Source organism: Pontibacter cellulosilyticus (assembly GCF_014306105.1).
Taxonomy (GTDB): Bacteria; Bacteroidota; Bacteroidia; order Cytophagales; family Hymenobacteraceae; genus Pontibacter; species Pontibacter cellulosilyticus.
In genome coordinates this window covers 1,192,200-1,205,914 of the sequence record NZ_JACRVF010000001.1, presented here as the reverse complement: position 1 = coordinate 1,205,914, position 13,715 = coordinate 1,192,200, and the positions used below count along the sequence as shown (strand labels likewise).

The 13,715-nt window shown below is 45.5% G+C and carries 8 protein-coding genes; 6 read left to right on the top strand and 2 right to left on the bottom strand.

Going from position 1 to position 13,715, the window contains the following annotated elements; all coding sequences use genetic code 11:
• Window positions 1-75: 75 nt before the first annotated feature.
• A complete protein-coding gene (locus tag H8S84_RS05245; protein WP_187066191.1) occupies window positions 76-1,008 on the bottom strand; it encodes a DUF808 domain-containing protein in 933 nt (310 codons plus the stop codon).
• A 453-nt stretch (window positions 1,009-1,461) separates the two neighbouring features.
• Here H8S84_RS05245 and H8S84_RS05240 point away from each other — a divergent pair, with 453 nt between their 5' ends.
• From H8S84_RS05240 to H8S84_RS05230, 3 genes are read left to right on the top strand one after another with little or no spacing between them, the layout of a single operon-like run.
• Entirely contained in the window at window positions 1,462-2,901 is a 1,440-nt protein-coding gene (locus H8S84_RS05240) for a TolC family protein (RefSeq protein ID WP_222621574.1), read from the top strand.
• 31 nt (window positions 2,902-2,932) lie between these two features.
• On the top strand, window positions 2,933-4,132 hold the full coding sequence (locus H8S84_RS05235) for an efflux RND transporter periplasmic adaptor subunit (protein ID WP_187066190.1): 1,200 nt from the start codon (window positions 2,933-2,935) through the stop codon (window positions 4,130-4,132).
• Between the two features lie 2 nt (window positions 4,133-4,134).
• Entirely contained in the window at window positions 4,135-7,263 is a 3,129-nt protein-coding gene (locus H8S84_RS05230; RefSeq protein WP_187066189.1) for an efflux RND transporter permease subunit, read from the top strand.
• 812 nt (window positions 7,264-8,075) lie between these two features.
• Here the strand turns inward: H8S84_RS05230 and H8S84_RS05225 are convergent.
• Window positions 8,076-9,548: an MBL fold metallo-hydrolase gene (locus tag H8S84_RS05225; RefSeq protein WP_187066188.1), complete on the bottom strand. Its 1,473-nt coding sequence runs from the start codon at window positions 9,546-9,548 to the stop codon at window positions 8,076-8,078.
• Between the two features lie 274 nt (window positions 9,549-9,822).
• Here H8S84_RS05225 and H8S84_RS05220 point away from each other — a divergent pair, with 274 nt between their 5' ends.
• From H8S84_RS05220 to H8S84_RS05210, 3 genes are all read left to right on the top strand, one after another.
• Window positions 9,823-10,926 (top strand): sensor histidine kinase, encoded by a 1,104-nt coding sequence (locus H8S84_RS05220; RefSeq protein WP_187066187.1) that lies wholly within the window; start codon window positions 9,823-9,825, stop codon window positions 10,924-10,926.
• Window positions 10,880-11,623 (top strand): LytR/AlgR family response regulator transcription factor, encoded by a 744-nt coding sequence (locus H8S84_RS05215; RefSeq protein WP_187066186.1) that lies wholly within the window; start codon window positions 10,880-10,882, stop codon window positions 11,621-11,623. The genes H8S84_RS05220 and H8S84_RS05215 overlap by 47 nt, the downstream gene beginning before the upstream one ends.
• A gap of 382 nt (window positions 11,624-12,005) precedes the next feature.
• Window positions 12,006-13,616: an amidase gene (locus H8S84_RS05210; RefSeq protein WP_187066185.1), complete on the top strand. Its 1,611-nt coding sequence runs from the start codon at window positions 12,006-12,008 to the stop codon at window positions 13,614-13,616.
• The last annotated feature ends 99 nt before the right edge of the window (window positions 13,617-13,715 follow it).

Genomic DNA, 13,715 nt, shown 5'->3' with positions numbered 1-13,715 from the left:
CCGTTGAGGCAACTAAGTATGTTACTGCAGGCAGTATTTCTCCTACAGTGCCAACACAATAACAACTTTAGTGCCTTAGGCTTTTGATGATTTTGTGAACCTGCGAATAAACACGACTATTTTTTCAATTATAGCGCCTAAAATAAGTCCACCTAAGGCACTTACTACAACTTTGGCAAGCCATGCAAGAACAGGCACATCGGCCAAGGCCATTTCTAAATTGTGCAGTGCATGATTGGTAAATGGAATACCGTGTGCAATAATTTCAGCTCCAACCCAAAGCATGGCTGCTGTACCTACGTAACCCAGGAAAGCCAAAAAGCTCGGCATAAACTTAACAATGCTGCGCCCAATTTTCTGTGTAGTAGGATGATATTTATCCTGCGCCATGTGTAATCCGATGTCGTCAGCTTTCACAATAAGGCCTACAAAGCCATACACAGCCACGGTAATGAAAATCGCTACGGCCAGCATCACAGCAATCTGATTTACCAAAGCCGTGTCTGCCACAGTAGCATACGTAATCGCAACTATCTCTGCAGAAAGAATCATGTCTGTACGAACAGCACTTTTTATCCTCTCTTTTTCCAGCTCTTCAGGAGTGATCACCTCCACATCATCTCCAGCCTCAGGGGTAGCATCAGCGTGGTGCTTGCTAAACATCGAGTGTACCTTTTCATACCCTTCGAAGCATAAATAAGCACCGCCTAGCATCAAAATAGGAGGGATGGCCCATGGTGCAAAGAAACCAAGAATCAGAGCAGCAGGGCTTAACAGGAGCACTTTGTTAATCAGTGACTTTTTAGCAATCTTGAAAATGATCGAAAGCTCACGAGATGGGTCAAGTCCTACTACATACTTAGGTGTTACAGCCGTATCATCTATAACGATGCCAGATACTTTACCCGTTGTTTTCGAAACCTGTGCCGGAACATCATCCAGGCTTGCTGCACTTACCTTTACAAGCGCTGAAACGTCGTCCAAAAGAGCTAAAAGTCCTGAAGCCATCTATTCGTTATGTTCTTAGATTGATTAAGCCTAACCACTTCTGCCTGTAACTTCAGAAACAAAGAGGTTTGCAATTGGCAAAGAAAGTAAGGTTTACAGTACCAATGCAAATCTAGTTACTAGAAAGTTAGAATTCGTGCTTCGCTTGATTGGTTATACAGTTCTATAAATAGGATTGCAAGTTGCTAATTACTTGAGCAGCTTTTTATAAAGTATAAGTTTATCTTAAAGTTGAGTCTTCGGATTCGGCTATACTTTGTAAAATTTTTTTGAGCATTGGTAATCGGTAGTTAAAATATCAGAATGAGATTTTGAGAGTGTCTAGCAAGCGCATTAGGAACACAATACTTAAGGAGTGCTAGAAAGAGACAATAAAACCTTAGCTATAAACTCTTGGTTAAATGACATAACACTTAAAACTGTGAGTTGAAGTACAAGAGTTAATATAGCAAATTGAAAAGCAGCGTTTTAGTTGGTAGTTCGCGAACCTTCCAGGTAGGTATCTTACCTGGAAAGTTCGCCCTGTGCTGCTTTATAGGTTTTAGCTTGCTGGGCTGCAACCGAAAAGTAGCTGATGTTGCTTTACCTTATGAATCACCGGAAACATTCTCACTACCCGGCGAAGAAGTGGCACCTGACAGGTGGTGGCAAACCTTTAATGATCCGACACTCAACATACTTGTAGACTCTGCCTTAGAGTCTAATTTGCCTTTGAAGGTTTTCTGGTACCAGTTCGAAGAGTCTAAAGCTATACTTAAAATCACTTCAGCAGCCAGGGTGCCGGATGTGTTTCTGCAGCTTCGGAGTGGGATTAGTCGTCCTGAACCTGATTTTGCCGGGGGAGAGAATACACAACTTGGTTTAGGTGCCAGTTACGAAGCAGACTTGTGGGGGCGGATCAGGTATAGTATAGCTGCCGAGGAGTACAGGTTCAGGGCAAGTTACTACGATTATAAAACAGCAGCCGTCACGCTTACAGCCGAGGTTGCTTTGGCTTGGTTCAGGCTAAAAGCAACCAATGTGCAATTGCAGCTGATAGAAGGGCAGCTGGAAACGAATGAACAGGTGCTGGCGCTGGTTCGGAACCGCTTTGCCAGCGGACAGGTGCGCGGCGTAGACGTCCTGCGTCAGCAGCAATTGATAGAAAGTACAAAGCAGCAACGGATTGCGTTTGAGCTGCAGAAAGAGTTACTGGAAAATCAGCTATCCATACTTCTCGGGCAACCACCCAGCGAAATAGTAGACGCCGCAGCCCGGTTACCAGAGCTACCACCATTGCCTCAAACGGGTATTCCGCTGCAGCTTGTGAACCGGAGGCCTGATGTGCAGAGGGCATTCAATATACTTCAGGCAGCTGACAGAGAAGTGGCCGCAGCTATAAGTAACAGGTACCCTCGACTAACTTTCTCTTTAAATGCAGCACTCAGGTCTAACGACCTGATTGGCTTGTTTGAATCGCAGGCTGTTTCACTAGGCAGTAGCTTGCTGGCTCCCATTTTCAACGGAGGCAGGTTGCGGGCACAGGTAAATCAGGCAGAGGCTATCCGGCAGCAGCAGCTAAACGACTATGGCCAAACAGTGCTTGTGGCGTTTCAGGAAATAGAGAATGCGCTGATACAGGAAACAAAACAGGCGCAGCAGATTGTGGCAATAGCTGAACAGGTGGAGCTGGCGGAAAAAGCATTCGGACAACTCAAGATAGAGTACCTGAACGGTTTTATACCTTACCTCGATGTGTTGGTTACGTTAAATCAATTACAACAGCTCCGCCTTGACTTGGTTGATGCCAGGCTGGATTTACTTGAAACGAGAGTAAGCCTTTACCGCGCCCTTGCCGGAGGTTTCGAAACGGAGCGGGAACTGTTGCTGCAGGAAGAAATCGAGGATTTATAACGCAGAGGCTATCATTAAAAATAGCATCAGGATGACCAAAAAGAAGACATTTATTATAAGTGCCATTATACTTCTGGCAAGTATCATCATCACCGTTGTTGTGTTTATGACGGAGCCGGAAGCACAGCGCGAAGGTGCAAGTATAAAAACAGCTATGCTAGTGGACGTGGTGCAGGTAGACAAGGGTGATTATACACCTACTATTGTAGCAACCGGAACTGTGCAGGCAGCAAAAGATATCACCCTGAGCACACAGGTGGGCGGGGAGGTAATTCGTATTTCAGATAACTTCACGCCGGGCTCTTTTGTTAAAAAGGGAGAGGTGCTGCTCCAGATCAATCCTGCCGACTATAGAAATACACTGCAGCTCAGAAGAAGCGACTTAGAGCTTGCCAAATCAGACTTGAGTGTAGAGATGGGCAGGCAGGAGGTAGCACAAAAAGACTATGAACTGATAGGGGAGGATCTGCCTATCAAAAATAAGGATTTGGTACTTCGGAAACCACAGCTAGAGGCAGCAAAAGCTAATATTGCAGCGGCACAAGCCGCAGTAGACCAGGCGCAACTAAACCTGCAGCGGACCACCATCCGTGCACCATTTGATGCGCACATCATTACCAGAAACGCCAACACGGGTACCCAATTGGCGCCGGGAGCAGACATAGGTAGGTTGGTAGGCATGGAAGAATATTGGGTGGCAGCCGATGTACCTGTGTCGAAGGTAAACTGGCTCACTTTTGCAGAGATTGACTCCGGTACAGGGTCGGACGTAAAAGTGATAGATACAAACAGCTGGCCGGCGGGGCAGTACAGGAAAGGCTATCTCTACAAACTGGTAGGAGCATTGGATGCGCAAACCCGACTGGCCAGGGTGCTGGTTTCTGTGCCGGACCCTTTGGCGCGCAGAACGGATGCAGATACTGTTCCGCCTTTGCTCATCGGCACATTTGTAGATGCCCATATACAGGCAAAGCAACTAAGGGGTGTTGTTCGCCTTAACCGCGACTACCTCCGGCAAGACAATACGGTGTGGGTGATGAAAGACGGCAAACTCAACATTCGAAAGGTGGAGGTGTTGTTTGAAGACCCGGAATATGCCTACATCAGCAAAGGTCTCTCTGACGGAGAAATGGTCGTGACAACAGACCTGTCTACTGTGGTGGAAGGGTCAGAATTACGCACAGAAGGAAGCAAGGCCACCCGAGACACGGCAAGAATGGAAGGAGAGTGATTATGGCTAAACCAGATAAACCGGCTGAAGAAACACATAAAGGAGCTATTGCTTTTATGGCACGTAACCGTGTCATTACAAACCTGCTGATGTTTATACTGATCGGTGGTGGTATCTGGACGATGTATAACATGCAGAAGGAAGTGTACCCTCAGTTTCAGCTGGATTATGTGGAGATAAGCGTGGTATACCCTGGAGCTGCCCCAACAGAGACAGAGCAGGGGATTGTGCTGCCGGTGGAGGAGGCGATCAAAGGTGTGCAAGGTATAAAGGAAGTCACATCTGTCGCTAACGAAGGCTCGGGAAGAGTTACGGTAGAACTGGTGCCCGGCACCGATAGGATGAAAGCTTTCCAGGACATCGACCAGGCAGTGAGCCGCATCCAGACTTTTCCTGATGACATAGAGCAGCCCCAGGTAAGGCTGCTGGACCAGCGACGGGACGTGATGCAGATTGGTTTGTTTGGGGATGTGGATGTATGGACGCTGCGCATACTGGCTGAACGGCTGCGCAACCGGCTGCTGGCGAACGACGAGATTACGCAGGTTGAAATCGGTAACGTGCCCGACTTTGTAACACATGTGGAGATACCGGAGCATACGTTGCGGGAGTACAACCTGACACTAGAGCAAGTGGCTAGCATCATCCGCAACTCCAGTGAAGACGTACCTGCAGGCTCCATCGAAACTCAGGCCGGAGAGGTGCTTCTCCGGATGCAGGAGCGGAAGCTTTGGGCTGAAGAACTCGCTAACATCGACATTATTTCTTCTGAATCGGGGGCTACAGTTCAGCTAGGCGATATAGCCAAAATTACAGACGGATTTGAGGAAACTGGTTTTCACGGTCAGTTTAACCAGCAGAATACCGTAGACCTGGAAATTTTCCGGACTGGTAAGCAGTCGCCGCTGGAGATTGAGGAGCTGGTAAAGCAGATAATGGCTGATTTCGAAAAGGCCTTACCACCCGGCGTAAATATCCGGATCGACAGTAACCGAGCAGAAGACTTTCGGGAGCGGCTGGCGCTTTTAACCGAGAATGGTTTGCTGGCCATCGTTATTGTTATGGTAATTCTGGGCCTGTTCCTGGAGTACCGCTTGGCTTTTTGGGTAATGATGGGGATGATCATTTCTTTTATCGGGGCCATGGTGCTGTTACCTGTCATGGACATCAGTATTAACATGATCTCCATGTTTGGTTTCTTGATTGTGATGGGGATAGTGGTAGATGATGCTATTGTGGTGGGGGAGAACATCTATGCGTACCGGCAAAATGGCTACGGGCACATGGAAGCTGCCATACTTGGTGCCAAAGATGTTTCGAAGCCTGTAATCTTTAGTATACTCACCACTATCATCGCCTTTATCCCGCTCTTGTTTATGCCCGGCGAAACTGGTAAGTACTGGTGGCCGCTGCCGGTGGTGGTAATTGCGGTGCTGGCGGTATCACTTTTCGAGGCATTATATATACTGCCATCACATGTGGCGCACGAGCCAAAAAAGAATAAGTCTAAAGCACTGCGGAAGCTGGAGGGTTGGCAAAATTCCATCGCCGAGGCTTTTAACAGGTTTGTAAATCGCCGCTACCAGCCTTTGCTCGACCTGTGCCTGCGCAACCGCTACATTACTTTAACTTCTGCAGTTGCTTTGCTGCTGGTGGTTGGTGGCTTTGGTTACAGCGGCCATATGGGCATGGTGCTGATGCCCGAAGAAGCTGCCGATGAAATTGAGTGTGCGGTGAGGTTACCCGTAGGCACTACTACTGATCAGGCGGCAAAAGTGGCAATCCAAATCACTGAATCTACCCAGCGTATGTTCGAGGAGCACAACCTGTATGAGGTAGCCGAAGGCATCAAAACCAACGTGCGCGGCAAAGACTTTATCGATGTGGAGATTGTGATGAAACCACCTGATGAGATTGACATGACCGCAAAGCAAATAATCGAGTTATGGCGGGAAGAAATCGGTGATATCGAGGGTGTAGATCAGATTACCTTTGAAGCGGAACGCGGTCCGGGTGGGGCGCGTCAGGACATAAGTATAGACTTAAGCCATATCGACATAAAAGTGTTGGAGCGAGCCAGCGAGGCCTTTGTGGAACGGGTGGAGGCCTTCGAAGAAACCCGCGACATCAGCGACAACTATAACATGGGTAAGGTACAGCTAGGCTTTGAGCTGTTACCCGAAGGCAGGAGCCTTGGCTTTACACCCTCTGCTGTTGGCCAGCAGGTGCGCGATGCTTTCTTTGGAGCCTTGGCCATGCGCCAGCTCCGCGGCATCAACGAAACGGAGATTCGCGTGAAACTGCCCGAAGAAGAGCGGAAGGACATGTATAACCTGGAGGAGTTTATCATACGCGCACCAGATGGTACGGCTGTTCCGCTGCTTAATATAGTAAAAGTTACCTCAGGAGAAACCTTTACCAACATCAACAGGCGGGACGGACGTAGAGTTGTAAATGTTGGGATGGATGTAGAGCCGGCAAATGCCCAGACACGCGTATTAAAGTCCTTCAATGAAGAAGTGCTCCCCCAATTGCAAGCTGATTTTCCCGGCATCACCTGGACTTATGAAGGTAGCCAAGCTGAAATGCGGGAGTCTACGCAGGCGCTGTGGTCGGGCTTTATCATTGCCATGTTGCTGATCTTTGCCTTACTGGCGGTGGCTTTGAACAGCTACATTCAGCCTATTATTGTCATGCTGGCTATACCTTTCGGTGTGGTAGGTGCGGTTATTGGCCATATTCTGTTAGGCTACGACCTGTCGCTGGTGAGCCTGATGGGTATCATTGCGCTTTCAGGAGTGGTGGTGAACGATTCACTTATCATGATTGACTATGCCAACAGACACCGTGGAGACCTTTCTGCTTACGATGCCATACATGAAGCCGGCATCCGTAGGTTCAGGCCCATCATACTTACCACCCTCACCACCTTCGGCGGCTTAACACCTATCATACTTGAAACGTCCAGACAAGCATACCAGCTTATACCTATGGCTATTTCACTGGGGTTCGGAATTATTTTCGCTACCTCCATTATACTTGTGATCGTGCCTTGCCTGTACATGATTATGGAGGATGTGGTGAAGGTGCTCAAAAAAGAGAAGGGGGAGAAACAGCTTCAAAGTTCGTAGTTGCTATAGGTATTGTTTCATCACATTACACGCTCCTGGTATTTTACCTGCCTATACTTTAACTCATCAACAGAGGCAGTACCTAACAATATTTTCAATTTTTTTAGCTTGCTATACTTGTGCAGCAGTTGGTAAATGCACTCTATATAAACTTCACAGTTTATGATAATTAGGATGTGTTTATCTTGTGGTAAGGCAGTAAGATATATTAAAGAAAAGGTATGTAAAAAGAGTGTTCTGCTAATGTGCGGGGCACTACTGTACATACGCTGAGCTTGAGCTATGAATCAGGTTGTCAGAATAGAGAAGTAACAGTTCAAAGGGTGCTTAAAATTTCTGCTTGATTATTATCTTTAATATGTGATCTAAAGCCTTGTGGTATTTATGTATTGCTGCAATTTCGTTGATGTTTTATAATGATCAGTTTCTGCCGTTTATAGCAGTTGTTTTTGGACTGTCATTAGTTGTGTTTGCAATTATACTTTTAATTAAACACCACAAAAGCTACAAAAGAAGCTACATGAAAAAATAAAGAGATTGAATTAGTAGCCTGTTCTATCTATACTTAATAGCTGCATGCTTAATTATTGTTATCCTATGCCCCTGTGAAATGGTTTTAAAACTTGCAGAAAAGTATGGCCATGTTAGTGAGAGCTCTAGCTCAAACCTGAGATAAGTTTAAAATATTAGTACAAAAGCTTAGCTACTCTTGTTGTTTTTTGCAGTTCTAAACTCTGTGGTGGATATTGTTAAAATTCAGGATGATCACAAGCTATAGATGCTGCAGCATTTATAGCTTATGATTAAAGCCTCTACTTCGCGTTAGCCGTACCCTTTCCTTTCAGCATGATCTGCTCCAGCATCGCAGGTGTAATTTGGTTATGCCCATGGTGGCCGATCATTCTTTTAAACGATATGCCATTATTGTCCAGAAATGTTTTCATGTCCTGAGTAACCTCTATGGCAAATGGTAATGTGCCATCAAGTGGTACCGATAGTAAATCACCTTGATAGATCAACCGCTCCTTCGGAAAGTATGCCAGTGCCATGCCGTCGCAATGAGAATTTGGTACTTCGTAAAACTCTATCAGGTGGTTGTCATCCTGCAATACATACTTGCCGGTTATAGTTTTAAACTGAGCCGCAGTAGCGCCTGACTTTCCAAAATCATCTGGCTGCGGTGCGGCAAGCAGGTCTTTTACATAAGCCTGTGTGGGAGCTGCCATCATCAACTCAGCACCCAGGTGTGCGTACTGCCGCAAGCCGCCGGTGTGGTCGGAGTGGAAGTGGGTAGTGAAGACATACTTTATCGGTTTGTCTGGCACTACTTCCCGAATCTTTTGTATCACCTGTTTGCTTAACTCTGAACTGATAGGCGCTTCGATTACAGTGATGTAATCATCCATGTTTACAAACAGCACGTTACGGTCGCCGGCTAGTCGCTCTATCAGGTAAATGTCTTTGGCTATTTCTTTAGGCTTGGATGGTCCTTCTGCTTTGTTCGGCTTGTAATCTTTTGGTACTTCCAATGTACTGTTGTCAAATACAAAATTAGTGCGGGTTACATTTACTTTTTCTTCGTAGCTGGTTTTGCCGTTCACGCTTACTTTTACTTCAGTGTTTTCTAATCGTCCAGCGGTTTTGGAATAGTTGCTATACTGCAGTTCTACTTGTTGACCCGCTTGGTCTGCCACCACTTTTTCCAGCAGGTTTGTTTTGTTTGCGAAGTAGTAATCTGCAATAGGAGTAGCCTTCACATTCAGCCGTCTTATAATTTTATAGGTAGCATTGGATTCAAGTATAATCAGCGAGTCAGTGCTCTCCTGCAGGTCCTTCACTTTAAAGTATGCGATGTGGTTGTTAACTACTTTATACCTGTTCTCGGCAATTGCTTTCCCGGCGGAATTGTATACTCTGCCTCCACGTGTACCATCTATGTCATAATTATAAGCAAGGGTATCCTGTACAATGGTAGCAAAATGAAAAGCATAGCCACCCGGAAAAGTGTTCAGGTTTGTTTCGTAAAGTTTCTTCTCCGGTAGGTGGTAAGCTCGTCGGGCAGAATAGGCTTGTTGCTCTCCACTTTTATAGCGCTTCCCCTGGGCACCGGCGTCGCGTTTTCCGCTAACTTCATACGACAGCGTTTTTACGTCTTTCCATTTCCCGTAGGCCTTTAACGATTTCTTAAGATAAGTCCGTGGATCCTGTGCCATACCTTCTGACCATGTAGCACCCAGCAGTATTAACATGGCTATTAGTGCTGTTTTTGTTAAGATTTTTTTCATAAGATTTTCTGTATAGTTTCTGTAAAGGGCAGATACTGCAGGGCAGGTGCTTCCGCCTTTATCTTCCCGAATGTAAGCGGTTATACAACACCAAAAATGGTTTTTAGACGAAGCAGCAGGTCAGCCTTAAAGAGACATTAGAAGTATGACATTTGGCATTTTATGAGAAGATTAAGCCGTTCGTCGAAGAAAAAGCGTGTTTGTCTAAAATTGGCTTTTGGTTGCCTGTACTTTATGCAAAACAGAGTACATTTATAGATAAGCTAAAACTCAAATGAGTAGGAAATATAGAAACATTGCTGTGCATGCAGCAGCCTGGCTGCTCTTTCTGCTGTATGAGTGGATCTTTAAGCAGGGCATCCTGAATAATCCGGAAACATCTGTCTTTCATCTGAAAATAGTGGTGATACGGGTGTTGATGCTCATACCGGCAGTATATTTCACTTTATACTTCCTGGTGCCAAGGCTGTTTCTGCAAGGCCGCAAAACTATGTTTACCCTAGCACTCATCGGGACTATTGCGGTCGACACGCTGCTTATGAAAACCCTGAACTACTTTCTGGTGCTGGAAGGGGTGGAGGGCTTCGCTGGTTCTTACCTGGAATCTATTAGCGGCCTGACAGGCTGGCTAATTTTTATGGGTAACATTGCCTTTAATATCAGCTTTGCTATGATGTTTTACTTCATCAACAAATGGGTACACGATGATAAGAAAAGGCAGCAACTGGAAGCTGCAAAGAAAGAAGCAGAACTAAGTTTGCTCAAATCGCAGGTGCAGCCACACTTCCTTTTCAATACCATCAATAATATTTACGCCCTGTCGCAAAAAGGCTCTCCTTATACAACCGAAATGATTTATCGACTATCCGGTTTGCTGGAGTATATGCTGTACGATAGCAACCGGGAGTGGACACCCCTAAAAAGAGAAATCAGCTACATCCGAAATTACCTGGAAATCGAGAAGATCCGCTATGGGGATCGGCTGGATGTGTCATTTGCTCTTTACGGAGACGTAGAAGGCCTAGCTGTACCACCCCTAGTACTGCTGCCTTTTGTGGAAAACAGCTTTAAACACGGGTTAAGCCAGCATACAGGTACCTGCTGGCTCCGCATAGAAATCTCATACAAAGCGCCTTGGCTTTTGCTAAAAGTAGAAAACAGCAAGCCCGATGAAGGTGCTGAGGAAGTAAAAAAAGGTGGACTTGGTATTACAAACGTGTTGAAGCGGCTGGATATATTGTTAGATGGAGCCTATGAGTTAAAGCAACTAGACAGTCCGGATAGTTATCTGGTAACACTAAAGCTTACACCTGCACAAAAAGAATTAACGCATGAAGAACCAACACGCCCGCTGGAAGTGCTTGATCGTAGACGATGAGCCGCTGGCTGCCAATCTGATACAATCTTATGTAGAGACAGTAGAAGAGTTGCAGGCAGTTGGCGTCTGCCACAATGCACTCGATGCCTTTGCGCTACTGCGAAAACAGCCTGTTGACCTGCTGTTCCTGGACATACAGATGCCTAAGCTTACCGGGTTGGAGTTTTTACGTGCCTTACCCAATCCACCTGCCGTTATAATAACAACTGCATACCGCGAATATGCCGTGGAAGGTTTTGAACTGGATGTGGCAGATTACCTTGTAAAGCCCGTAACGCTGGAGCGTTTCTTGAAGGCAGTAGGCAAAGTGATGGCCCGGCAGCAGGTAACACAGGAAGAAACCTATTTAAAGCAGGAAGAGCCTTATGTATACTACAAAGTAGACAGGCAAATGGTAAAGGTATACTTAAAGGAGATTCTCTGGATTGAAAGTGTGAAGGACTACATTAAAGTAGTGTTAGAAGACAACCATAGTTTGCTAACCTACCAACGGATGAACTATGCTGAAGAGAAACTGCCAGCTTCGTTATTCCTGCGTATCCACAGGTCTTTCATAGTAGCCCGCGACAAAATAACGGCGTATGGCGCTAACACAGTGCGGGTAGGAGAGAAAGAACTCCCGATAGGGAAGAGCTATAAGCAGATGGTACACAGCGAACTAGATAAAGAGCAGGAAAATAGTTTTAAGCAGTCTTAAATAAAATATGAACTTCTAAAAATAGTTACTCAAATCGATAGTCAAATCAATTATGGATAAACTAAAGGAGCATTTTTAAAATCCCAGCAACTGCGCCGCAAAAGGATGATGTTGGCGACATACAACTTGCACATGCTCTTGAAATTTATAATTGGTTGTACTTAATGACAAATCTTGAATTTCGCTTAAACGATTTATCTTTTCTCTGTACGTATTAGTTTAAAGTCAATAAATAGGCACTAAACAATTCGCCTTCAATGCAAAATCTCAGATAAATATTATCTTTAACTTTTAGCAAACAGATTTAAGATAAACCGGTGTGTCTATGCAAAGTAGCCTAGCTGCCTAGTAATCGTACACAAACATTTCAACATGTCACCCTATGAAATCTATTAACTTGAATAAAAATTTAAAGAGAACTGTTTACCTATTGGCGGTTAGCTCACTTGTGTTTTCTCACATCTCTTGCCAGACCCGCCCGAATGAAACTCAGGTCGTGAATGCTAACGCTTCTAAAATTGTGGAGCTGGAGATAGCACAACTGCAAGAGAAGTATAAAACTGGTTCCCTAACCTCAAAAGATGTTGTTCAGGCTTATCTGAACAGAATTGAAGAAATCGACAAAAATGGCCCTGCACTAAGTTCTATCATCGCAGTAAACCCGGATGCCTTACAAATTGCCGAGGAACTGGATAAGGAGAGGAAAGCAGGGAAAGTAAGAGGTCCTCTTCATGGGATACCCGTTGTACTAAAGGACAACATCGATACGCACGATAAAATGCCAACTACTGCTGGCTCCAGAGCATTGGCAAATTCATACCCTTTGCAAGACAGCTATGTTGCCAAGCAGTTAAGAGAAGCCGGGGCAGTAATTATCGGCAAAGCCAACCTCAGTGAGTGGGCAAATTTCCGGGGCGAGCTTTCTACAAGTGGCTGGAGTGGCCTTGGCGGACAAACTAAGAACCCGTATGTGCTAAGCAGAAACCCCTGCGGATCAAGTTCAGGGTCTGCTGTAGCTGTGGCAGCCAATTTAACAGTGTTGGCAATTGGTACAGAAACAAACGGCTCTATTGTTTGCCCCGCTCACGCCAGCGGTATAGTAGGCATCAAGCCAACTGTTGGACTTATAAGCCGCTCCGGTGTTATACCAATTTCTCATACGCAGGATACGCCAGGCCCTATGGCACGAACAGTAAGGGATGCAGCCATAGGCTTAGGAGCCATGGTTGGTGTAGACCCAGCAGATGAGAAGACAGTAGCCAGCCAAGGTAAATTCTATAAAGACTATACACAGTTTCTCAAGGCTGACGGCTTGAAAGGCAAACGTATTGGGTTCTATAAAGCACCGCTTGGAGTAAACTATAAGGTTGATTCGCTGATGTATAAGGCGGTTAGCTACTTAAAGAGCCAGGGCGCAGAAATAGTGGAAATCGATCAAATATCCAGCCCCGGAGTTGGCAACCACTCATTTGAGATCATGTTGTATGAATATAAGCAGGGCTTGAATGACTACTTTAAATCTCTCGGACCTAAAGCGCCTATCAAAAGTGTAGAGGAATTGATAGCTTTTAACAAGGCTGATAGCCTAGAGCTGGAGCACTTCAACCAGCGCTACCTGGAAATGGCCCAGAAAAAAGGAGATCTCAATTCTAAGGAATACAAAGAGGCATTGGCTAAACTGATGAAAGGCACTAGAGAAGAGGGATTAGATAAGGTAATGGACAAGCATAAATTAGATGCCATTGTAGCACCAACGGGTGGTCCTGCTTGGAAAACTGATTTGGTAAATGGGGACAGCTTTCAGTTAGGCAGTTCTTCGCCGGCAGCACAGGCAGGCTATCCGGCTATTACAGTTCCCATGGGCTTTGTAGATGAGTTACCGGTAGGTATATCCTTTTTCGGGAGAGCATGGAGCGAGCCTGTGTTACTCGAAATTGCCTATGGTTATGAATCTGGTACAAAGCACCGTAAAGCGCCTAAGTTTCTGCAATAATCAAAGTAAAGGGCTTAGGGTTTGTACTAGCAGGCTGGAATTTACAGCATATCATCTCATTATTTAATAACCACAGATGACTAGTTGCTATTGTTTTAT

Excerpts from the sequence above, each read along its gene's own strand:
- H8S84_RS05235 (WP_187066190.1), top strand. The coding sequence starts at position 2,933 with ATGACCAAAAAGAAGACATTTATTATAAGTGCCATTATACTTCTGGCA.
- H8S84_RS05215 (WP_187066186.1), top strand. The coding sequence starts at position 10,880 with ATGAAGAACCAACACGCCCGCTGGAAGTGCTTGATCGTAGACGATGAG.
- H8S84_RS05230 (WP_187066189.1), top strand. The coding sequence starts at position 4,135 with ATGGCTAAACCAGATAAACCGGCTGAAGAAACACATAAAGGAGCTATT.
- H8S84_RS05225 (WP_187066188.1), bottom strand. The coding sequence starts at position 9,548 with ATGAAAAAAATCTTAACAAAAACAGCACTAATAGCCATGTTAATACTG.
- H8S84_RS05245 (WP_187066191.1), bottom strand. The coding sequence starts at position 1,008 with ATGGCTTCAGGACTTTTAGCTCTTTTGGACGACGTTTCAGCGCTTGTA.
- H8S84_RS05220 (WP_187066187.1), top strand. The coding sequence starts at position 9,823 with ATGAGTAGGAAATATAGAAACATTGCTGTGCATGCAGCAGCCTGGCTG.
- H8S84_RS05210 (WP_187066185.1), top strand. The coding sequence starts at position 12,006 with ATGAAATCTATTAACTTGAATAAAAATTTAAAGAGAACTGTTTACCTA.